The organism is Acetobacterium sp., assembly GCF_030652775.1.
In the GTDB taxonomy this organism is placed as follows: Bacteria; Bacillota; Clostridia; order Eubacteriales; family Eubacteriaceae; genus Acetobacterium.
In genome coordinates, this window is record NZ_JAUSPS010000078.1 from 11,704 (window position 1) to 33,379 (window position 21,676).

The window sequence follows — 21,676 nt, forward strand, 5'->3', positions numbered from 1 at the left end:
TTTTGTTGGCACAGGAAGCTGACACATTAAACACAGTGGGTCTGTAATATTGTGTTTAACTAGCTATAAAAACATGTGCATTCGTCACCCTATGGGAAGAAAATTAATTTTCATATAATTAGATTTTATTTGTCACACCATATGCCACACGTTGTTTTCTATGCATTTCCATGATAAAATCAAAAAAAAGACCTAAATTTGAAAGAGAAAGGGTAATGTGTGTGATGAAGAAGGAATTTAAGTGCGTTGTAACCACGGGAATGTTGGGTATGATGCTGTTAGCTTTCGTGTTTTTAGCGACCGGGGTGATGGCAGCAGGTGAGAATACCAATGTGGAGGACATTGGTGTTGCCTATCGTGGGCATGTCGAAAATTATGGCAATATGCCAAAACCGGAAGGAAGTCTTGTAGCTGGCCCAAGTGAATTGGGAACCAGAGGTCAGGGGCTTCGGGTTGAAGGCTTCTGGATCGAACTCACAGGCAATGTACCAGAGGGTGCCAACATTGTTTATGAAGTTCATGTTCAGAATGAAGGCTTGATGACACCAGTCAAAAACGGCAACTTTGCCGGAACTGCCGGCAAAAGCCAACGGGTGGAATCCATTAAAATCAATCTCGAAAATATGCCAGGTTACGATGTTTACTATCGTGGCCATGTCCAGAATGTTGGAAATACACCACTTGTTGACGGCGAATGGGGCTGGAAGAAAAACGGTGAAGAACTGGGAACCACCGGTTCAAGTCAGCGGCTTGAGGAACTTCAGGTTAAAATTGTCAAACAGCCTGACACGACCACAACCTATGATAAAGCGGGTACCTATGGGCCAGAGACTGGTGTTGAAACGATTGACAACGATGTCGTCATTAATACGCCGGATGTGGTGCTGCAGAATCTCCATATTAAGGGTAATCTGACCATCGGCGAAGGCGTTGGCGAAGGGGATGTGACGTTGAACAATATTACTGTTGATGGCGAAACCTATATCCGCGGTGGTGGTAAAAACAGTATCCACATCAACGGTGGCGATTACAATAAGATTACCATCCAGCAGACATCCAGTGGCCAGGTGCGGATCGTGGCAACTAATGCCGAAGGGCTGGAAGTTGTTATCTCGGAAAATGCCAAAGGCGAATCAATCATTCTTGAAGGTAAATTTGAAAACGTCCAGGTTGATGCGCCAGATGTAAAAATCTCGACTCAAGGCGATACTGCCATTAAGCAGATGAATCTGGGTGAAACGGCCAAAGGTAGTGAAGTCACCTTAGATGCAGACACAAAAGTCGAAAATCTGGTATTGGACGCAGAAGTCGACGTTAAAGGACAAGGGACAGTCGAAAAGGCCAAAGTTAATTCTGATGGCGTAACGTTTGAAAAAGCACCGGAGAAACAAGATGTGTCGCCAGAGGTAGAAACTCCGCCGGTGGTCACCCCCCCAGAGGAGAAACCACCGGTCACACCACCAGTCACTCCAACGCCAGGTGGCGGTGGAACACCAACTACGACAGCAATCACTGGCGTATCAATTATTGGTGATCAGAATGTCGGATCAACATTAACAGCAACACCAAATCCAACAAACGCAACTGGAGCATACCAGTGGATGAGAAGTACAACAGTGACTGGAACATATGAAGCCATTACCGGAGCTACCTCAAAAACTTATGTTTTACAGAGTGGCGATGCGACGAAATATATTAAAGTTGTAATAACGGGAAATGGAAACTATACAGGAACACAAACCAGTGTGGCCACCAGTGCGATTACAAACCTAAAAGAAATTACTGCTTTTACGCCGTTAACAACCATCACTATAAGCAGTAACGAAAATTTAACAGATCTTGCATCACTTAAAGCAAGCGGTAAATTACCCACCCAGGTAACCGTAACAGACGGTACCACGCCAGCATCGGCAACCATCACAAATTGGATCGGTACGTTTGACGGAACAACTACGGGAGCCAAAACCTTAACCGCAGTTTGGACAATGCCAACCGGTTATCGGGATCAAACAACACCGATCACAGTTCAGATAACTGTCAATGTTAACACAGCACAAACAGCAGTGTCGAGCAGTGATAAAGTAATCACCAGCACAACCATAGGAACCCTGGACGCTGGTAATATTACAGCGGTACCAGTTGGAACAAAGGTCAAAACTTTAAAAGACGGTTTGACCCTGTCACCCTATGCAACCTGTGAGATTACGGCATCAAGTGACCCAGGGGCACTAGCCGTTACTGATCCGGAAAATACTAACGTGACTGGAACAATGGTCATTAAAGTAACCGCTCAGGATAACAGCATAGCAACGTACACCATTACCATGGTACCGGTAGTAAAATCAACAACACCAACAGCAAATACGACCATCGTAGCAAAAACTGTGCAAACACAGGCAACGGCAGACTTTACACTGACCTCCAACCACTCCGGCGGAACCTGGAAAGTATTCTCGAATGCTGATTGCACAACGGCAGCAACAGGCGTATCGGCAGCATTAAGCGGTACTATACTGACTTTAACGCATGCAACGGATCTGCCGACAGCCACTTATTATGTGGTATACAATGACGGGACCCGTACTGACAGTGATGCCCTTGTATTAACCGTTTCGGCCTATTCTGAAGAACCTACCGCAGTCAGTGCAGTAACTGCACCAACCTTGGTCGCATTGAACGGAGATCTGCAGATTAATTTTGACGAACCCAGTGATTTGACAGGGATTAACAGGATTCAAATGTTAGTTTCCTGTAACGATGGCCAGACATGGGCGACAGCAACGACAGCGCTGGTAGCCGACGATCCATATTTTTCAAGCGATTGTCTAAGTTTAAGCTTGACCCGGATATCTTATCGGTTAGAAGGAATGACAACCATTAATAAGATTAAAGTAATCAGTGTCGCAGAAACAGGCTATCTGGATAGCTCATTTGAAATGCCTTGTAGCCTGACCATTAACAAAGCTGATCAAGCACTGCCGATTATCGCAACCTATAATAATGGGGCGGTTCAAGCCATAATGACAGCTGTAAAACAGGAAGGTGAAACCTATTTCTGCCAACTGAAAAGAGCAAATGGTACGCTCATTACAGAATATATGATGGGTGAACCCAACTGGATTAACTCAACAACCGCTGAGTTTAGAAGCACTAACACACCCTATCCGGCAGATGCCCGCATTCAGATCGTCAAAGGGTCAGATGCAACCGTTACTAACACCAGTACCGGCTCCGTAAACGTAACCCCTCTTCAGGCGGGTGGCGTGATGTTTACCGATATTACGCCGGTAAAATCCACAACGCCGACAGCGGATACAACCACCGTAGCAAAAACTGCGCAAACACAAACAAGTGTTGGTTTTATCCTGACCTCCATCCATACCGATGGAACATGGAAAGTCTATAACGATCAAACCTGTACCACCGAAGCAGTGGGTGTAACCGTAACGTTTAGTGGAACCACAGTGACTTTAACTCATGCAACGGATCTGCCGGCAGCCACTTATTATGTGGTATACAAAAACGGAACGAATATGGACAGTGATGCCCTGGCCTTAACGGTTGGCGCATATGAAGAAGACGAAAATCTCGTCGGCGTCGTTAAAAATGCACGGTTTGAAGTTTTAAATGGAACATCGATCCTATACTTTGATCAACCAACCGATAAAATCGGTATTCAGAATTATCAGATCATGTTTTCATCCGATAATGGGCAAACATGGGATTATACAGCCCAGCCTGCAATCACAAATGAGGCCACAATATCAATTGATATGTCCGCTTTAGCTATCAATCTGAATGAAACAAAAGCGTTTAACAAAGTAAAGGTAATTAGCGATGTTGCCGAAAACAGTGATTATCAAAAAAACGAAGCCTCTTTTACGATTGATTTTACACTGACAAAAGCAGGATCGGAATTGGCAATAGCTGTCGCAAGAAATGAATTAAATAATGTAGAAATCTCGCTACCGGAAAATGCAACGGCTGACGAGATTTATGCAGTTCGGATCTTTGGCAGTTCGGGCGTTGGATCATCCAGCACCGTTATATTTAAAGGCAGTCAGATTACGGATAACATCATTACCATGTATCACACAACTCAGCCCATTAGCGGAATCAGTGAAGGGGCAATTTTCAAAGTCTGTAAAATCAACAACTGTACGACCACCGGTTTAAGTGTAACACCCATGCAAGCAACCGGAGTCACGATTAATAGTACACCACCAACATTAAGCAGTGAAAAAGCAATCACGGCCACCACCGTTGGTACCTTAACCGTTGGTAACATAACTGGTGTGCCAGTTGGTACCAAGGTTAGTGTTTTAAAGTCGGGTCTAACCGTATCGGAAAATGCGACAGCGGAAATTATAACCGGTACAGGTGGTTCAGCAGTGGCCGATCAAACCAACACGGACGTGACCCCTGACATGAAGATTGAAGTAACGGCCCAAGATAACAGCAAAGCGGAGTATACCATCACTATGGCACCATCACTTGATGCCCCAGCCAACCTGGTTGCTGATGCGGGAAGTGAGCTCATAACATTAACCTGGGATGCGGCCACTGATGCCCAGTCTTATACAATTTATCGATCAACTACCATTGGAACAGACTATACAGAAATAGCCAATGGCGTAACAAACACAACCTATCAGGCGATTGGTCTGATACCAGGTCAAACCTATTACTTTGTCATAAAAGCAGTAGCAGTCGGCTATAACGACAGTGCAGAATCTTCGGAAGTATCAGCCATTGCCAATGTCGATTTATCCGGAAGCGTCTATTCTGGTAATAAGTTGGTTGTTACAAACGAATCCCTCAATTTAACAACCCAATCCACCGGGACACTTAGCAATATCACAATGGATTCTCAGATTATTGATGGCCTGGACCAGGGAGCTTACCGGATCAATCCTGAAATACCGGTAACACAATCACCGGGCGAACCACTGGTCAACTCAAGCATGGAATCAAATATGGTCGTTGCAAACGTCAACGATGAACGGAGTTTTTACACTTATAGTTATGAAACCCAACAATATGTAACAATCACAGCACGATGTGCTTACCTTGGAACCCATTCAGAGATTTGGGTAGACAAGAACGAAGCTGCTGGGACAGCACTGACCGCAGAAGAAGCTCAGACACTAGCAACTGAGTTTGATGAGAATATCTATGGCCTGATCACAACAAACTTCTATGCAGCACCTGATGTGAATAATGACTCAAAAGTAGCCATCCTCGTTTATGATATCCAAGACGGTTATACTGGATCAGGCGGTTATGTCGGAGGATACTTTAATGGCAATGACCTTTATAATGGTGCCAATTCAAATCAGTTAGACATGATCTATGTTGATACTGATCCTTTAATTGGAACAGCAAAAAACCTAGGCAATAGTTATTCAACAATGGCTCATGAATTCCAGCACATGGTCAATTTAAACTGCAACAAAGACCAGGGAGGTCAAATGGATACCTGGCTGAATGAAGCCTTGTCATTGGCTGCCGAACATCTTTACGAAGGTGTTCAATCAAGTCGAATCAGTTATTACAACAATTCAACGGCGATTGCAGACGGACGCTCGGTTATGGATTGGACTAGCAGTGATTCACTGCCAAACTATGCACTGTCTTATCTGTTTTCCCAATACCTGAGCACACAGGCAGAAGCGAAATTGGAAGAAGGGCAAAATACAGACATCTACAAACAGATAATTACTGATCCTTGTAATGCAAACACAGCTTTAACCAATGCAATTAAAGCCAATATTGATACTGATATGACTATCGAGAAATTTATGACAAACTTCAGAGTCGCAATGGTATTAAAAGCTTCGAATGGATCATACAGCTTTGGTAAAGATGCGGCATCATTTAGCGGCATTACAACCAAATTAAGCATACAAACATCAGTTGATCTCAAAGGTGGCGGTGCCATTGTAAAAGGAATTAGCGGATCATTTACAGCTCCAGACGTACATGGTGATAATATCAGCTACACTGGCATTTATTAAAAACATTAAAACACAAAGCCCTGATTCTACATTCAGAGTCAGGGCTTTTGGACACAAGGGGACGGTTCTTTTGTGTTGTGCATGGCGCTTAATCATGGTAAGATTAGAAAAAAAGCAGGAGAATGAACGGATGCCAAGGAAAGCCAGAGAAAAAAGTGCGACCGCTATTTATCATGTCGTATTTAGAGGAATTAATCGTCAGGTAATTTTTGAAGATAAGGAAGACCGGATCAAATATCTGGAGCTATTAAAAGAATATCAGGAAATCAGCGGATATAAAATCTATGCCTACTGCCTGATGAGTAATCACATTCATCTATTGATGAAAGAAGGCCAAGAGGAGCTGGGAACCGTCTTCAGGCGATTGGGCGCTAGTTATGTCTATTGGTATAACTGGAAATACAATCGCAGCGGCCATCTCTTTCAGGATCGCTACAAAAGTGAACCGGTAGAAGACGATGCTTACCTGCTAACGGTGGTTCGATACATCCATCAAAATCCTGTAAAGGCCGGGATTAGCGGCAATCCAATGGATTATCCCTGGAGCAGCTATCGCGAATATTTTAGCGATGGGGGACTTTGTGAAACCCGATATATTTTGAGATTATTCTCGGAAGACCTTGCAACGGCAAAAGAACAGTTTGAAAGCTTTAATCAGGCTGAGGAAAACAGCCAATGTCTGGAAATTGACGAAAAGAAAAGATGGAAAGATCCGGAGGCAATTGATTTGATCAAACAACTGGCAGGAGTAATGAACCTTTCAGATGTTCAGCAACTAGAAAAACAAAAGCGGAATGAAGTGTTAATAAGCTGCAAAAATGAAGGTTTGTCCATCCGGCAGATTGAACGGCTGACCGGAATTAGTTTTGGTGTCGTTCGAAAGGCTTAAAAAGCGATCTTTGCTAAAGAGAAGACTAAAGATACTGTTTAATAATAAAAATATCGACGGACACGAAGAACAAGAAGAATAGGACAACCCCATTGTGTTGACACCGGCGCAAAACGAAAAAAGACTATCCCAGCTCTGAAAGCTTGGATAGTCTTAAATTTTGGGATGGAAAATGATTATAAGAGAACCGTCCCCCTGATCACCCCTGATCAGTCCCGCAGTAATTTACGTTTGCACACATCTGTTGTGCTGATAATAGGCATATAAAGTGCTATAATGGATTAGTAAAAAGGAAGGGGAACATTAACATGGCGAAAACAAGTATGAATATCCGGATGGATAGTGAGATTAAGCAACAGGCAAAAAAATTGTTTGCAGAATTTGGGTTGGATATGACGACGGCGGTTAATATGTTTTTAAGGCAATCGATCAGAGAACATAGAATTCCTTTTGAAATCAAACTTGAAACATCAAATATCGAAACCCTTGCTGCTATTGAAGAAGGTGAAAGATTATTAAAAGATCCAGAAACAAAAAAGTTTACAAGTGTCGAAGAACTTTTTGAGGAATTAAATAATTGAAAAACTATGAAGTCGTAATAACCAATAGATTTAAAAAGGATTACAAGCTGCAATTAGAAGAGGTTGCAAGCCGGAATTACTAGAGAAGGTTATTTCAAGTCTTATAAAAGGTGAAACACTTCCAGAAAAAAATAAAGACCATGTATTAGTAGGCGATTGGGTAGGATATACAGAATGTCATATTCAGCCTGACTGGCTTCTGATTTACAAAATTCAAGACAATATACGAGTACTGTTACTGGTGCGGACAGGTACGCACAGTGAACTTTTTTAACAAACAATAAGGGAGACTCCGTCCCCGATAATAAAACCCCGATCGTGTTGAGGTTTAATGTAAAAAGACTATCCAGGCTCTGAATGCTTGGATAGTCTTAAATTTTGGGATGGAGAATGGTTAGATCAAGGACACAAGAGAACCGTCCCCCTGATCACCGTCAGTGCTAAACGGCTAAATATGCACTTTTCATAGCTTCTAGTAGGCTACGCATACTTTGATACGGATAGGGACTAGTTCCACCATGGTAAAGAATAACTCGGGCAGCATCTTTTTTTGCAGTAGTAAAGCTCGCTTGATTATAAAGACTACGCGTTGTTATTAAATCAGCTTTTAATGTGCTTACAGGTTGACCGGATAGAGTTAGACTTTGATTACTAAGGCCATTTAAACTAAGAATAACATCATCTATAAAAGCTGTGTCAGCTCCATTTGGATAAGCAGTAGGGTCAGCTATCGCTGTGTTAGCTCGACCTAATTGATATTCAATCGTAACACGAGCTTCTGTAAAATCATCAAACATATTTTGAACCGCAGTAGTTGTAGTGAAACCGCTACCTCGGTTAGCGATCATATCATTAGCAAGGGCTGTAATTCTTCCAGAATCTAGATCATTGTAGGTTAAAGTATTGCCATAGGTATAGGTTTTTGTCATAATTGTTGATAACCCTAGCGCACTTGCATTATCTTCCAATGCATCTTGCATTGCAGTTGCAGTGTTGGCCGCATTCACAGCTGCCAAAGCAGCAACTGAAGGATCAGTTCCCCCACCACCTGGTGTTGGTGGAACAACTGGTGGCACCACAACTGGTGGCACGACAACCCCCGGATCAACGACTTGTTCGGTTGGGGCGGTTTCAAATTTTACGTTGTCGGCATTGACTTCGGCTTTATCGATGGTTCCTTTACCTTTTACGTCAGCGCCGCTGTTGAGAACCATATCTTCAACTTTTGTGCCCTCCGCCAAAGTAACTTCGCAACCAGTGGCATTTTTGCCAACAGTCATATTACCAATGGTGGTATCACCCTGGGTTGAAATGTTAACATCGGGTGCATTAACGGTTACGTCTGCGAAATCGCCTTCAAGGATAATGGCTTCGCCGGCGGCGTTTTCAGAAATAACAACTTCAAGTCCATCGACATTGGTTGCGACAATCCGCACATTACCCGAGGCTGTTTTTTGCACGACGATTTTGCTGTAGCTGCCGCCGTTAATATGGATACTGTTTTTACCGCCGCCATTGACGAAGGTATCACCGTCTACGGTGACGTTGTTTAAAGTAACATTACCACTGCCAACTCCTTCACCAATGGTTAAGTTACCTTTGATATGAAGATTTTGAAGGGTTACGTCAGGAACATTAATAATTGCATCGCCAGCGACTTCTTCACTACCGGTTTCCGGACCAAAGGTTCCGGCTTTATCGTAAGTGGTAGTAGTTGTTGGTTGTTTAACAATTTTAACGGTGATTTCTTCTAAACGCAGCGATGAACCGGTGGTTCCCAAGTCTGCGCCATTTTTAACCCAACCCCATTCGCCACTTGCTTGTGGGATGTCACCGACATTTTGGACGTGTCCACGATAATAAACATCATAGCCGGGGAGGTTTTCCAGGCTAATCCGGATGGATTCGACGCGAAGGCTTTCACCACGTGTTCCAGCAAAATCAGCACTTGAAACTGGCGCCATCCAACCTCTATTTTGGACATGAACCTGGTACACCAGTTTTGCACCCGCTGGTACAGGACCGGTCAGATCAAAACAAAATCCTTCGATTCGTAAGCTTTCGCCTCTTGTACCCAGTGGTGTCGGACTGTTAACATAAGGCATGTCACCTTTGTTTTGAACGTGGCCGCAATATTTAACTCCGATTTCTTCTACTGCTGCTGTGTTTGTTTCATCAGCACTCGTATCAGCTTCTGTGCTGGCAGCAAAAACGCCGGTTGAAAAAAACACCGAAAGTACCATGAATACACATAACAGTCCGGAAGTTAATTTTCCGGTAATCAATTTTCTCATAACAGAATTCCTCTCCTTTTGAATCATTTTTCCCCAATAACTTCTATAAAGACCGTCGATAAGCTTATTTTTTAAACACTTCCTTTCTTTTCATCATCTTTCTTTTCTTGAGAACTTTCAGATGAACCAAACGGTTCTCCGTATTTAATTTGCATAAACATTTTACATTATAGCACTTTAAAAAACAAAAAGATAGATGTGGCTTTTCGTGTGACAAAAGATTTTTAAATTCCGAAGTTTTGAGAGATTAATTTGGAAAAACGTTATTAAACGTAATTTATGGGATTTATTGGCAAAATTTGACATATGTAAGCAAATCTATTTTTTGAGCCAGTTTTTTGCTAGGTAAAATGGTAGGCAATAAAAGCGCTATCAATGATGACTAAAATTTGCAGGAAAAATCACCAAGATATATTGTAATATAAAAAGTTTATCGATATAATAAAGATAAAAGCAGTAGTGGTATAAAGAGTTAGAAGTAGTAACACGAAATTTGTGGATTTGTTCGAAAAAATAATCGAACAGGATCCAAACTAAAGCGGTTATAAAATAAAGATAAATAAAAGTGAGGGTTATGATGAAGTTGAAAGATCTGTTGAAATTTGTTGACACAAGTTTAACACTTGAAACATTGGGTGTAAAAGAAAAACTCGATTCAAAAGCGGCGCTTACTCAGGAACAAATGAACTGTATGGTAAAATCAATTGAGACCGACGAAGGAAACCTATTAATAAAACTAGTTGATCCGAAACAGACAAGCGCCTTAGAACAATTTGAGTATTGTTTTGAATGTGGCATGTAATGAACTGCACAAACTGACGTGCACAAGGGGACTGCACAAGGGGACGGTTCTTTTGTGTCCTTTATTGAATAAAATGATGACACAAGAAAAACCGTCCCCTGGTGCTCCGAAAATAGAGGACACAAGAAAAACCGTCCCCTAGTGCTTCGAAAATAGATGACACAAGAAAAACCGTCCCCTAGTGCTCCAAAAAGTTACCGCTCAAAACAAAAAATTACTGATAACATTAACAATGGGTTAAAAAAAGAAAATATAACCACGAATAGTATCTGTGCTGGACTGTATTTTTTAGATGATAACGAATTCATCGCTCCGATTATTTGATATAATAATAACGAAATAAATATATTTTCGGAGGTAGAAAATGCAAAAAATAATTATGTCTCCCAGCCGTTATGTTCAAGGTGCCGGAGAAGTTGGTAAATTACCGGAACATGTCGCAAAATTTGGAACATCAGCACTTGTTTTAATGAGCGGAACCATGATGCGAACCAAAGCAGATGAATTAAAAGCCAGTTTTCAAGCGGCGGGAATTAAATTTACACCCGAAAAATTTAACGGCGAATGCTCAAAGATCGAAATCGCCCGTCTTCAGGAAATCGTCAAAGCAGAAGGCTGTGATGTTGTTGTTGGAATCGGTGGGGGAAAAACCCTGGATACGGCTAAAGCGACTGCCCATTATCAAAAACTGCCAGTCGTGATTGCGCCTTCCATTGCATCGACGGATGCACCCTGTTCGGCTTTATCGGTGATCTATACCGAAGACGGTGTTTTTGATGAGTATTTAGTACTACCTAAAAATCCTGAAATTGTAGTAATGGATACCGACATCATTAAAGCTGCTCCGGCCAGACTCTTTGTATCGGGTATGGGCGATGCATTGGCTACCTATTTTGAAGCTCAGGCAACAGTGGATTCCAACGGAACCACGATGTCAGGGGCTCACCCAACCCGATCTGCCTTAGCATTAGCACGGTTATGCTATGATATCTTAATCGAAGACGGCTTAAAAGCCAAGTTGGCAGTTGAAGCGGCAACCTGTACTCCGGCTGTTGAAAATGTTATTGAAGCCAATACCTACCTCAGTGGCGTCGGTTTTGAAAGTGGCGGCCTGGCTGCCTGCCATGCTATCCATAACGGTTTAACGGTATTACCTGAATGTCACCATATGTATCACGGCGAAAAAGTAGCCTTTGGAACTCTGGTTCAGTTGGTGATGGAAAACCGATCGCTGGAAGATATTGAAGAAGTTATTGATTTCTGTCTGTCGGTTGGTCTGCCGATTACCCTCGGCGAGCTGGGCTGTGTCGAACCAACCCCTGAAAAAATCATGGCGGTGGCGGTGGCTGCTGCCGATCCGGGCGAAACCATTCACAATATGCCCTTTGATGTCGATGCCGACACCGTTTATGCCGCTATTATGGCCGCTGATGCGCTGGGTCGTTTGTATCTCTGTGATTAACCATAAAATGCTAAAATAAAAATTAAAGGCCAGTATCCCAATCGCAAGAAAAGGATACTGGCCTTTTTAGTTATGATTTTAAACCAGTGGGTCAAACAACGCCCGGGTTTTTTTCAGCATCTCCCGGATCGGCAGATCATAGGGACAGCGGGGTTCGCATTCGCCACATTGGACACAATCCGAGGCGTTGGCAGAAAAACTGCGATAGCGGTCCAGTGCCCATTCCTCCAGATCGTAACGGCGGTAATAACCCTCGACAATAAACTGCATCGGGATATCAATACCCTGGGGACAGGGAGCGCAATAGCCGCAGCGGCGGCAGAAGGTTTTGCCCAATGCCGTGGCATCGGCTTCAAGGGTTTGCCGTTCTTCATCAGACAACGGCACAAAATCATTGCCGATCCGGGTGTTTTTCAACACCTGCTTGACCGAATCCATACCGGGAATCAAGACCGAAATATTGGGATTTTCGGCTACCCAACGCAGGGCGTAGTTGGCGTGGATAAAGGCTCCGCCGGCCAGTGGTTTCATGATGATGACGCCGACATTTTTCAGCTTGGCTTTTTCAAAAAGCGGAGCGCCGCGGTTTTCTACTATATTATAAGGAAATTGAATCGTCTCAAATTTTTCGTCATCGAGAGCCCGATCGAGCACCTCGTAACTGTGGGAGGTGATGCCGATGTGTTTGATCAATCCCTGTTTTTTACATTCAACCAGCGCTTCATAGCCACCATCAGGACCGATAATGGTTTCGTAGGCGGCCATGGTTTTAGCGTTATGGAACTGATATAAATCGATGGTATCGGTCTGTAATTCAGTCAGACTGGTTTTAACATCAGCCATGACATCAGGATAGGTGAGCTTTGGGGTTTTAGTGGCCAGATAAAAATGTTCCCGACCCCACTGTTTCAAGGCTTCCCCAATCATCTCTTCACTATTGGTGTAAGCTCTGGCAGTGTCAATGAAATTAACTCCTTCTTCAATAAGATTTTCAACAATTTCGTCGACTTCCCATTGGTTACAGCGTTGAATTGGAATACCACCAAACCCAATAAGGGACACTTCTAATCCGGTTTTTCCCAGTATTCGCGTTTCCATTTTACACCTCTTCTTTTCTCAATTTTGCTTATTTTAACATATCAAATAAAAAAAGTCACCTCTTATGAAGGAAGTGGCTAGAAGATTCGCACAATTTCAACATTCTTTCAGAATGAGGGGTGCACATCAATTGACACCCCATTCAATAATGGTGTAAAATGAAAATACATTTAAGTCGTATTAGAAAGAAGGTACTAAATATGAGTATTCGTTTTGATCTCTCTTATGCAAATATAGACCCCAGTGAATTCGAAAGTCGGGTTGATCAGTTGGCGAAAGCCAATGATGAATTGATGAATAAAACCGGAGTCGGTAACGATTTTCTTGGTTGGGTTGATTATCCGGTTAAATATGATCAGGCGGAATTTGCCCGGATCAAGCAGGCAGCTAAAAAAATCCAGGATCGTTGCGATGCCCTGGTGGTGATTGGCATTGGCGGATCTTATCTGGGCGCTAAAGCAGTGATATCGGCGCTGACTGGCCCCTTTTATAATGAAGAACCACGATCTGTCCGAAAGGCACCTAAAATATATTTTGCCGGTCAGAATATCAGTGGAAAATACCTGGAAAATCTGCTGGCTTTACTAAAGGATCAGGAGGTTTGTGTCAATGTCATTTCAAAATCCGGCACTACTACTGAACCGGCCATGGCTTTTCGCTTTTTTAAAAAATTCCTGGAAGAAAAATATGGAAAAGATGGTGCCAGAGAGCGGATCTTTGTCACAACCGATGCGGCTAAAGGGGCGTTAAAGTTCATGGCCGATGAAGAAGGCTACGAAACCTTTGTGATTCCTGATGATATCGGGGGACGATACTCGGTTTATACGGCGGTCGGTTTGTTGCCGATTGCCGCAGCGGGAATTGATATTGATGCCCTGATGGAGGGCGGAAAATCGGGTTATGAGGATTATAACAAACCGAAGTTTGAAAAAAATCCCTGTTTTCAATATGCCCTGTACCGGAATGTTCTTTACAATCGTGGCAAGAATATTGAGATCTTAGTCGATTACGATCCTTCGCTGGAGTATCTGGCAGAGTGGTGGAAACAATTATTTGGCGAAAGTGACGGCAAAGACGGCAAGGGTCTCTTTCCAGCCTCGGCTCATTTTTCCACTGATCTCCATTCGCTGGGGCAGATGATTCAGGATGGCCCCAAAAATCATTTTGAAACGGTGATTGTCATCGAGGACGATCAATCAGTGATCAAAGTGTTCGCAGATGAAAAAAATCTCGAAGGACTGAACTACCTGACCGGTTGGGAAATCGATGCGGTGAATGAAAAAGCTTTTATGGGCACACTGCTGGCACATGTCGATGGCGGGGTTCCCAATGGCATTATTAAGCTTAAAAAATTGGATGCCTTCCATATTGGCAAATTGATTTATTTTTTCGAAAAAGCCTGTGGATTAAACGGCTATCTGTTGGGGGTGAATCCCTTTGATCAGCCGGGCGTGGAAGCGTATAAAAAGAATATGTTTGCGCTGCTTCATAAACCGGGTTTTGAAGACTTGACAGCTGAGCTGGAAGAACGGTTATAGCAGACGCACAAGGGGACGACGCACAAGGGGACGGTTCTTTTGTGTCCTTTTATGAAGATAACATCGTTGACACAAGACAAACCGTCCCCTTGTGCTTATGCCTACTTTAGTTGACACAAGACAAACCATCCTATTGGGATTCTAAATCAGAATTTGATAATTAACACAAGACAAACCGTTACATTTATGATACAATACTGAAAAAATATAGCATCACTCATCGAATACAAATAATCGATTAATGCTCCAGCGGGGCGAAATTGTTGTTAATGTGCTCAGGCGAAAAAAAGAATATTGAATCATCGGGCAAAACTGTTGCGAAACAGTGACGCAAAGCTATAGGGACTTTTATAAGTTAGCCAGTTACTCAAATAGATTTAATGATTTAGGAGGTATTGGTGAAGAAGTATAACGAAAAAAAGTTTTTAATCCTTAGCTTTGCGTTGTTTTTTTTGGTCATGATAACGGCGCTATTAAACTTTGTTTCTTTTTCCCTGCCTTCGCAAGGGGATACCTTTCGTTTGGTATTTTATGGACTGGGGTTTACGGGAATCTTTATTATCAGCCTGATCAGTACTTCCGCAGTTGGTGACCTTAAAAAAGAAATCATCAAACTGAAGCGCCTCCAGGATTTCGATTTTTTGACCGGCTGTCCCAATTGGCTCAAATTTAAAAGAGACTGTGAAAAAATATTTACAACCAATCAGAGCCAGCATTATGCGATGGTTATTTTTGATATTGATAAGTTCAAGGCCATCAATGATTTATACGGACATCAGGAGGGTAACGAATTACTCACAGCGATCGCCGAAATTTTAGAAAAGCATCGTAAAAAAGATGAACTGTTTGCCAGAATGGCCACGGATAATTTCAGCATTCTGATGAAATACCAAAGCTATGGTGAATTTTCCCAGCGGATGGAAAATTTAATTCGCGAGATCAAAGGGTATTCTCAGAAATTCATCGTCAACATTTCGATGGGTATTTATCTGATCGGGCAAGCGGATGAGTTGGATATCAATACCCTCAGCGATCGGGCAAATATGGCCAAACGATCGATTAAGGACAACTCCCAGGTGAGTTATGCCTTTTATGATGAGTCGATGCGCCAAGTGATGATTCTTGAGAATGAGATTGAAAACAGAATGGAAATGGCTCTGCGTAATAATGAGTTTGAAGTTTATCTCCAGCCCAAATATTTATTTTTGGATGAGCAGGTTATCGGCGCTGAGGCTTTGGTGCGGTGGAATGATCCGGATCGTGGGATTCTGCCCCCCAATGACTTTATTCCCTTATTTGAAAAAAATGGCTTTGTGAAAAAGATCGACACCTATATGTTTGAAGAAGTGTGTAAGCTGCTAAAAAAATGGAAAATGGAAAAGGATCAACTAACCAAGATGATTATTTCTGTCAATTTTTCCCGACTCCACCTGGAAAATATGCTGCTACCGGAGGAATTACTGGCAATTACCAGCAAATATCATATTGATCCGAAAATGATTGAAATAGAACTGACTGAAGGAACCATTTTCGATAATGATGTTCAGATGGTTGAAATCATGAATCATTTAAAAGATTTTGGTTTTCATATATCCATTGATGATTTCGGCCGGGCTTATTCATCACTGAACACGCTTAAAAATCTGCCGGCGGATATTTTAAAACTGGATAAGGCTTTTTTTAGCGAATCATCGGACAATGATCGCGGGAAAAAGATTATCACGAGCATGTTAAATATGGCCAAGGATCTCGATCTGATTACTGTTGCCGAAGGGGTTGAGACCCAGGAACAGGTCGATTTTCTCAAAGAAAAGGGCTGTGATATCGCCCAGGGCTTCTTTTATGCCAAGCCCATGAATGTCGTTGAATTCGAAGCATTTGTCAATAAAAAACTGAAATCAGTTTAGGCTGATTTCAGTTTTTTTAGGGGTTAGGAGCGGGCGGGTACTATCAGAAAGATTTTATTCAGGCGTATTTTCAAAATTCAGACCGCCGCAGGTGATGTCGGCAAAAACGGAAAGAGCCACCGAATTATCGGGATCCACGCAAACCGTATGATCAGCGATACCGCCAAATTTACAGGTGTCAACGATTTTTAATTTAAAGTTATCAGGAACGATGATGTTCAGCCCACCATTCATGATGCTGATATCCATGCGATAATCATCTTTGTCGGTGACAACGTCTGAAAAATCAAGCTGCATACCGCCGAAAAAAGCCCCGATTTTGGTATCCCGCATGGTCTGATCCCGGTAGTCTTTCATTTTTCCGCCATATAGAACCGATTCATCCAGTGAGTCAGGACTTTTATCGAAGCTGGCTTCAAAATCCTTCCCTTTTTTGATCACACAAGCATGATAAAGAGCCATGCCGGTGGCAACAGCTACGGCAGTTCCGATGAGTATTTTTTTAATTTTCATGGTTTATCCTTCCTGTTCTTTTTTATTTAGTTTAACATGATTTTAAGAATAACCGAATCTTTTTTTGTTTTTTTTCAGAACATCGGCCATTATTTTAACTTAAAATAAAGATATTATGCTATAATAATCAAAGCTTGTGTTCAGCACGGCTGAATAAATAACAAAAAATTACAATCAAAGAAAGGTCTCAATGGAAACAAAAAAGTATTATAGTGAGTTTGAAACCATTGTTGGCGATATTATTACACACAGTGAATTCCAAAAATTACGAGAAATTGATCACCACGGCAATGGTTTATATGAACACTCCGTTGCAGTCGGTTATTATTCCTATCGGGTGGCCAGATTTTTAGGCATCGATTATGCATCCATTGCCCGCGGTGCAACGCTCCATGATTTTTTTCTGGAATCATGGCATGGTAAGGTAAAAACAGGCAAAGGACTGAATCGGATCAAGGAAATGCATGGCTTTTCCCATCCTAAAACAGCCCTCGAAAATGCCGAAAAATATTTTGATATCGACCATCGTCAGGCCGACATGATCGTGAAACACATGTTTCCGCTGACAATTGTTCCACCGGCAAACCTGGGAAGCTGGGTAGTTACTGCAGTGGATAAATTTGTGGCAACCAATGAACTGGTTTTTAAAAACACCCAGCCGATCAAACGGCTTAAAAGTATGATGTCCAGAGCTTAATTGGCAGCTGGTGTTGTCATTAAGTGCTTGCAGATGACACTAATAAATAAATTTGACGGAGGATTTAACTTGATCGAAGAACAAATTGAACGAGCAAAAGCTCATTTTGGAGAGCTGATTAAAGAACAATTGACACGCATCGAAAAAATGAAGGTCCAAAAAGATTTTACCGATTTTAAAACCAAAGATAAAATTATTGTCGGCATTGTTGGTGGCGATGGCATTGGTCCATTTATCACTTCAGAAGCCCAACGAGTTTTAGAATTTTTATTGGCTGACGATGTTAAAACCGGCAGGATTGTCTTTAAAATTATTGACGGTCTGACCATTGAAAATCGTGCCGCATGTGGAAAAGCTATTCCTGATGACGTTTTAGCAGAACTGAAAACGTGCGATGTAATCTTAAAAGGACCGACAACAACCCCCCGAGAAGGCGATCCATGGCCAAATATCGAAAGTGCCAATGTGGCGATGCGCCGTGAACTGGACTTATTTGCCAATGTTCGTCCGGTTTCGGTTCCTGAGAAGAATATCGACTGGACTTTCTATCGGGAAAACACCGAAGGTGCTTATGCTGTTGGCAGCAAGGGTATCCATGTCAATGATGATTTAGCCATTGACTTTACCATCACCACCCAGGACGGATCAGAGCGAATTATCAAGGCCGCCTTCGATTTTGCCGAAAAATCAGGAAAAAACAAGGTCACGGTTGTTACCAAAGCCAATGTTATCAAAACAACGGACGGCAAATTTTTAGATACCGCCAAAGCGATTGCTAAAAATTATCCCACGGTCGAAATGGATGACTGGTATATTGATATTATGACCGCCAAACTGGTCGATGAAAAACGACGTAGTCAGTTTAAGGTAATGGTCTTACCGAATCTTTATGGTGATATCTTAACCGATGAAGCCGCTGAGTTTCAGGGCGGCGTCGGTACTGCCGGTTCAGCCAACATCGGCAAACAATATGCGATGTTTGAAGCCATCCATGGGTCAGCGCCCAGAATGGTGGAAGAAGGTCGTGGACAATATGCCGATCCCTGTAGTATTATTCGTGCGGCGGGGATGTTGCTCGTCCATATTGGTTATAATGAAAAAGCTGAACAGCTTCAAAAAGCCTTGGATGTTTGCGGTTTGTATGAGAAAAAGTTAGTGCTTACTGGCCGGGAAACCGGAGCAACCGGTTCTGAATATGCCAATTACGTGATGGAAACCTTGTCCAACCCTAACCTGGATACGGTTTACGCAAAATTTATATAGTTGATGAGGGGCGTCTTTTAAGACGCCCTTTTTTTGTAGCTTATTTGTACTTAATAAAAATCAAGAATCAAAAATCATATTGTTTAGGAGGCTATTATGCTGGAGAAGATTGATTTAGGGGTAACAATTGACAAAGAAACCTACCGCTTGGAAAAAGAGCGGCTGACGATTCGGTTAGGGGAGCTGCAACGGACGCTTCACGATATGGGGATACCGGTTTTAATTCTGTTCGAAGGTTGGGATGCGGCCGGGAAGGGAACCCTGATTAATGAATTGCTGATGCCGATGGATCCGCGATCCTTCCGGGTTCATAATTTTAAAAAGCAGGAAAATGAGGATGAGATATTCCGTCCATTCTTATGGCGCTATTGGACAAAGACCCCGGAGAAAGGTCAGATCGCCATTTTTAATCGCAGTTATTACAGTGATCTGATCTATCGTAAATCCATTGATGCGCTGAACATGCAGGGACTGATGAAACAGGCCAATGAATTTGAACAGACGCTTTCCGATGATGGGATGATTATTTTTAAGTTCTTTATTCACATCAGCAAAAAAGAACAAAAAAGACGGTTTAACAAACTACTTGGAAACGATGCCACGGCCTGGCGGGTTACGCCCCGGGATGAAAAAGAAAACAAACACTACAATAAACTCTATAAAAAGGTCAATCGGGGTCTGGAACTGACTGACAATGATTGTGCTCCCTGGGTAATCATCGAAGGCGAGCAAAAAGACTATGCCCTGATTAAGGTCTTGAGTGTCCTGGAAATACGACTGGAAAAAGCTATTGAAGCAGCGAAAATGGCGCCAGCGGTTGAGCTTAAACCGCTGATCCACGAGGGAGACATGCCTTTCCAATCTAAAATACTGGATGGGATTGCGCTGGATCAGGTCGTCAGTGAAGAAGAATATCAGCTCCAAATAAAAGAATGCCAGAAAAAAATCCGCTTGCTCCAATACGAGTTGTATCGGCGCCGAATTCCGCTGATTGTCGGCTTTGAAGGCTGGGATGCTGGCGGCAAAGGCGGTTGTATTAAGCGGCTGACCCGCAATCTCGATCCCCGGGGGTATACCGTTTACCCCACCGCCAGCCCCAGTGATATTGAAAGAAAGCACCATTATCTCTGGCGCTTTTGGCGGGATATTCCCAAAAATGGTCATCTGGGCGTATGGGATCGAACCTGGTATGGTCGGGTAATGGTGGAGCCGATTGAAGGGTTTTGTAGCCGGGAAGAGTATGAACGCAGTTATCGGGAAATCAATGAATTTGAAAAGCAACTTTCCGACTGGGGTGCCATCGTCATAAAATTCTGGTTGCAAATTGATCAAGATGAACAATTACGGCGGTTTACCGGTCGTGAGGAGAATCCTGATAAGGAATGGAAAATCACCGATGAAGACTGGCGAAACCGGGATAAATGGGAGGTTTATAAAATCGCCGTGGATGAAATGCTGTTGAAGACATCAACCGTCAATGCCCCCTGGATTATTGTGGAAGCTCAGAATAAGTATTACGCCAGGATTAAAGTTCTCAACGAAACGATTGCTGCCATCGAAAAACGTTTAAACGATTAGGTTAGCACTTTGGAATAGCTTGATAATAACCGCTACTAAAGGTTGACACTTAAAACAATCACGCCGGCTAGTCGTGATCGATGAACTGGCGTGAAATAAATGAAAGATTAATGATTGAGATCATTAATTATGCGACTTATTGAATAAAAATGATTAAATGTTTTCGCTTATGGGTATATCTTTTAAAGTATATCAAGATTTAGCCTTTGTTTTTCAATGGAAAGCAAAAATCAGGAAAAATAATTAACCGTGGGATCAAAAAAAAACCACAAATGATTAAACATTTAAGGCCAATAGATCTTTTCACAAAAAGATCTATTGTTATTCACTGAAAACGTTTAATTTACTTGATAAGTCGGGTATAATGAATTCAATGATTTTAATAGAAAGGAGTTGTACATGGATTCAATTGACATTGAAATCCTAAAGCTGTTGCAAAAAAATGCCAGAGTCACGGCTTCCGAAATTGCCAGTGAAGTGAGCTTATCGGTTCCTGCAATCAGCGAACGAATACGAAAATTAGACTCTTCGGGAATCATACAGAAATATACGGTGATTTTATCGACTCAGAAAATGAATAAAAATTTGGTTGCCTATATGTTTATATCACTTAAGCATCCAAGTTTCATTGAGGGATTTGTCGCATTAGTAGAAGATGAGAGTGAGATCATTGAATGTGATTATCTGGCCGGAGATTATGATTATTTAATTAAAATTATTACCAAAGATACCCAGAGTTTAGAAATGGTTCTAAATTGCATTAAAACAGTTCCCGGGGTACAAAAGACGAAAACGATTGTAACCCTGTCAACCGTTAAGAATACATATTCGATTCTTCCCTAAGAAGATGATAATGTGTAAAGGTTTTAAATCAAGATATTCAAATTTAAATTATAATAGGTAATTGCGAAATGAAAAAGATTTGGAGCTCAGAAAATTCGGTGGTAAGAGCCAGACAGAATTCGTGAAGTCGGAAGGAAACGGAACAACAAAACAATTAAAATGTTGAAGAAGATGAAAAAAGAGCGCAAAAATAA

14 protein-coding genes, 1 pseudogene and 1 riboswitch are annotated in these 21,676 nt (G+C 42.1%); of the genes and pseudogenes, 12 read left to right on the forward strand and 3 right to left on the reverse strand.

Annotated features, from left to right (window positions below):
• Positions 1-224: 224 nt before the first annotated feature.
• The 4 genes and pseudogenes from Q7J41_RS14485 (at position 225) to Q7J41_RS14500 (ending at position 7,761) form a co-directional block, all read left to right on the forward strand.
• Complete coding sequence (locus tag Q7J41_RS14485) at positions 225-6,017, forward strand: hypothetical protein (RefSeq protein WP_304889150.1); 5,793 nt, start codon at positions 225-227, stop codon at positions 6,015-6,017.
• Between the two features lie 94 nt (positions 6,018-6,111).
• On the forward strand, positions 6,112-6,906 hold the full coding sequence (locus Q7J41_RS14490; RefSeq protein ID WP_304889151.1) for a transposase: 795 nt from the start codon (positions 6,112-6,114) through the stop codon (positions 6,904-6,906).
• A 308-nt stretch (positions 6,907-7,214) separates the two neighbouring features.
• Positions 7,215-7,487 (forward strand): type II toxin-antitoxin system RelB/DinJ family antitoxin, encoded by a 273-nt coding sequence (locus Q7J41_RS14495; protein ID WP_304889152.1) that lies wholly within the window; start codon positions 7,215-7,217, stop codon positions 7,485-7,487.
• Positions 7,484-7,761: pseudogene (locus tag Q7J41_RS14500) on the forward strand (type II toxin-antitoxin system YafQ family toxin). The gene Q7J41_RS14495 and the pseudogene Q7J41_RS14500 overlap by 4 nt, the downstream one beginning before the upstream one ends.
• Before the next feature lie 166 nt (positions 7,762-7,927).
• On the opposite strand, the gene Q7J41_RS14505 reads toward Q7J41_RS14500, so the two are convergent.
• Positions 7,928-9,781 carry a hypothetical protein gene (locus Q7J41_RS14505; protein WP_304889153.1) on the reverse strand — a complete coding sequence of 618 codons (1,854 nt, stop codon included), beginning with the start codon at positions 9,779-9,781 and terminating at the stop codon, positions 7,928-7,930.
• A gap of 574 nt (positions 9,782-10,355) precedes the next feature.
• Between Q7J41_RS14505 and Q7J41_RS14510 the strand changes: the two genes are divergently transcribed.
• A complete protein-coding gene (locus tag Q7J41_RS14510; protein ID WP_304889154.1) occupies positions 10,356-10,583 on the forward strand; it encodes a hypothetical protein in 228 nt (75 codons plus the stop codon).
• Between the two features lie 364 nt (positions 10,584-10,947).
• Positions 10,948-12,045 carry a glycerol dehydrogenase gene (locus tag Q7J41_RS14515; protein WP_304889155.1) on the forward strand — a complete coding sequence of 366 codons (1,098 nt, stop codon included), beginning with the start codon at positions 10,948-10,950 and terminating at the stop codon, positions 12,043-12,045.
• A 78-nt stretch (positions 12,046-12,123) separates the two neighbouring features.
• Here the strand turns inward: Q7J41_RS14515 and Q7J41_RS14520 are convergent, their stop codons facing one another.
• Positions 12,124-13,143: an aldo/keto reductase gene (locus tag Q7J41_RS14520; RefSeq protein WP_304889156.1), complete on the reverse strand. Its 1,020-nt coding sequence runs from the start codon at positions 13,141-13,143 to the stop codon at positions 12,124-12,126.
• Positions 13,144-13,343: 200 nt separating this feature from the next.
• Here Q7J41_RS14520 and Q7J41_RS14525 point away from each other — a divergent pair, with 200 nt between their 5' ends.
• Both Q7J41_RS14525 and Q7J41_RS14530 read left to right on the forward strand, forming a co-directional pair.
• The gene (locus Q7J41_RS14525; RefSeq protein ID WP_304889157.1) at positions 13,344-14,681 is read left to right on the forward strand and encodes a glucose-6-phosphate isomerase; all 1,338 of its coding nucleotides are present in this window, start codon (positions 13,344-13,346) and stop codon (positions 14,679-14,681) included.
• 295 nt (positions 14,682-14,976) lie between these two features.
• A riboswitch (cyclic di-GMP riboswitch) is annotated at positions 14,977-15,052 on the forward strand.
• Positions 15,053-15,079: 27 nt separating this feature from the next.
• Positions 15,080-16,588, forward strand: coding sequence for a bifunctional diguanylate cyclase/phosphodiesterase (locus Q7J41_RS14530; RefSeq protein WP_304889158.1), 1,509 nt, complete (start codon positions 15,080-15,082; stop codon positions 16,586-16,588).
• 54 nt (positions 16,589-16,642) lie between these two features.
• On the opposite strand, the gene Q7J41_RS14535 is transcribed toward Q7J41_RS14530, so the two are convergent.
• Positions 16,643-17,101 carry a LiaF domain-containing protein gene (locus Q7J41_RS14535; protein ID WP_304889159.1) on the reverse strand — a complete coding sequence of 153 codons (459 nt, stop codon included), beginning with the start codon at positions 17,099-17,101 and terminating at the stop codon, positions 16,643-16,645.
• Positions 17,102-17,291: 190 nt separating this feature from the next.
• On the opposite strand from Q7J41_RS14535, the gene Q7J41_RS14540 reads away from it, so the two are divergent.
• The 4 genes from Q7J41_RS14540 (at position 17,292) to Q7J41_RS14555 (ending at position 21,482) form a co-directional block, all read left to right on the forward strand.
• A complete protein-coding gene (locus Q7J41_RS14540) occupies positions 17,292-17,798 on the forward strand; it encodes a phosphohydrolase (RefSeq protein WP_304889160.1) in 507 nt (168 codons plus the stop codon).
• A gap of 33 nt (positions 17,799-17,831) precedes the next feature.
• Positions 17,832-19,061 (forward strand): isocitrate/isopropylmalate family dehydrogenase, encoded by a 1,230-nt coding sequence (locus tag Q7J41_RS14545; protein ID WP_304889161.1) that lies wholly within the window; start codon positions 17,832-17,834, stop codon positions 19,059-19,061.
• Positions 19,062-19,157: 96 nt separating this feature from the next.
• Positions 19,158-20,639, forward strand: coding sequence for a polyphosphate:AMP phosphotransferase (gene pap, locus Q7J41_RS14550; protein ID WP_304889162.1), 1,482 nt, complete (start codon positions 19,158-19,160; stop codon positions 20,637-20,639).
• Between the two features lie 399 nt (positions 20,640-21,038).
• Positions 21,039-21,482, forward strand: coding sequence for an Lrp/AsnC family transcriptional regulator (locus Q7J41_RS14555; protein WP_304889163.1), 444 nt, complete (start codon positions 21,039-21,041; stop codon positions 21,480-21,482).
• Positions 21,483-21,676 lie beyond the last annotated feature (194 nt).

Coding starts and splice junctions, on each gene's coding strand:
- Q7J41_RS14545 (WP_304889161.1), top strand. CDS start 17,832: ATGACACTAATAAATAAATTTGACGGAGGATTTAACTTGATCGAAGAA.
- Q7J41_RS14540 (WP_304889160.1), top strand. CDS start 17,292: ATGGAAACAAAAAAGTATTATAGTGAGTTTGAAACCATTGTTGGCGAT.
- Q7J41_RS14520 (WP_304889156.1), bottom strand. CDS start 13,143: ATGGAAACGCGAATACTGGGAAAAACCGGATTAGAAGTGTCCCTTATT.
- Q7J41_RS14525 (WP_304889157.1), top strand. CDS start 13,344: ATGAGTATTCGTTTTGATCTCTCTTATGCAAATATAGACCCCAGTGAA.
- Q7J41_RS14490 (WP_304889151.1), top strand. CDS start 6,112: ATGGTAAGATTAGAAAAAAAGCAGGAGAATGAACGGATGCCAAGGAAA.
- Q7J41_RS14510 (WP_304889154.1), top strand. CDS start 10,356: ATGATGAAGTTGAAAGATCTGTTGAAATTTGTTGACACAAGTTTAACA.
- pap (WP_304889162.1), top strand. CDS start 19,158: ATGCTGGAGAAGATTGATTTAGGGGTAACAATTGACAAAGAAACCTAC.
- Q7J41_RS14485 (WP_304889150.1), top strand. CDS start 225: ATGAAGAAGGAATTTAAGTGCGTTGTAACCACGGGAATGTTGGGTATG.
- Q7J41_RS14535 (WP_304889159.1), bottom strand. CDS start 17,101: ATGAAAATTAAAAAAATACTCATCGGAACTGCCGTAGCTGTTGCCACC.
- Q7J41_RS14555 (WP_304889163.1), top strand. CDS start 21,039: ATGGATTCAATTGACATTGAAATCCTAAAGCTGTTGCAAAAAAATGCC.
- Q7J41_RS14515 (WP_304889155.1), top strand. CDS start 10,948: ATGCAAAAAATAATTATGTCTCCCAGCCGTTATGTTCAAGGTGCCGGA.
- Q7J41_RS14505 (WP_304889153.1), bottom strand. CDS start 9,781: ATGAGAAAATTGATTACCGGAAAATTAACTTCCGGACTGTTATGTGTA.
- Q7J41_RS14495 (WP_304889152.1), top strand. CDS start 7,215: ATGGCGAAAACAAGTATGAATATCCGGATGGATAGTGAGATTAAGCAA.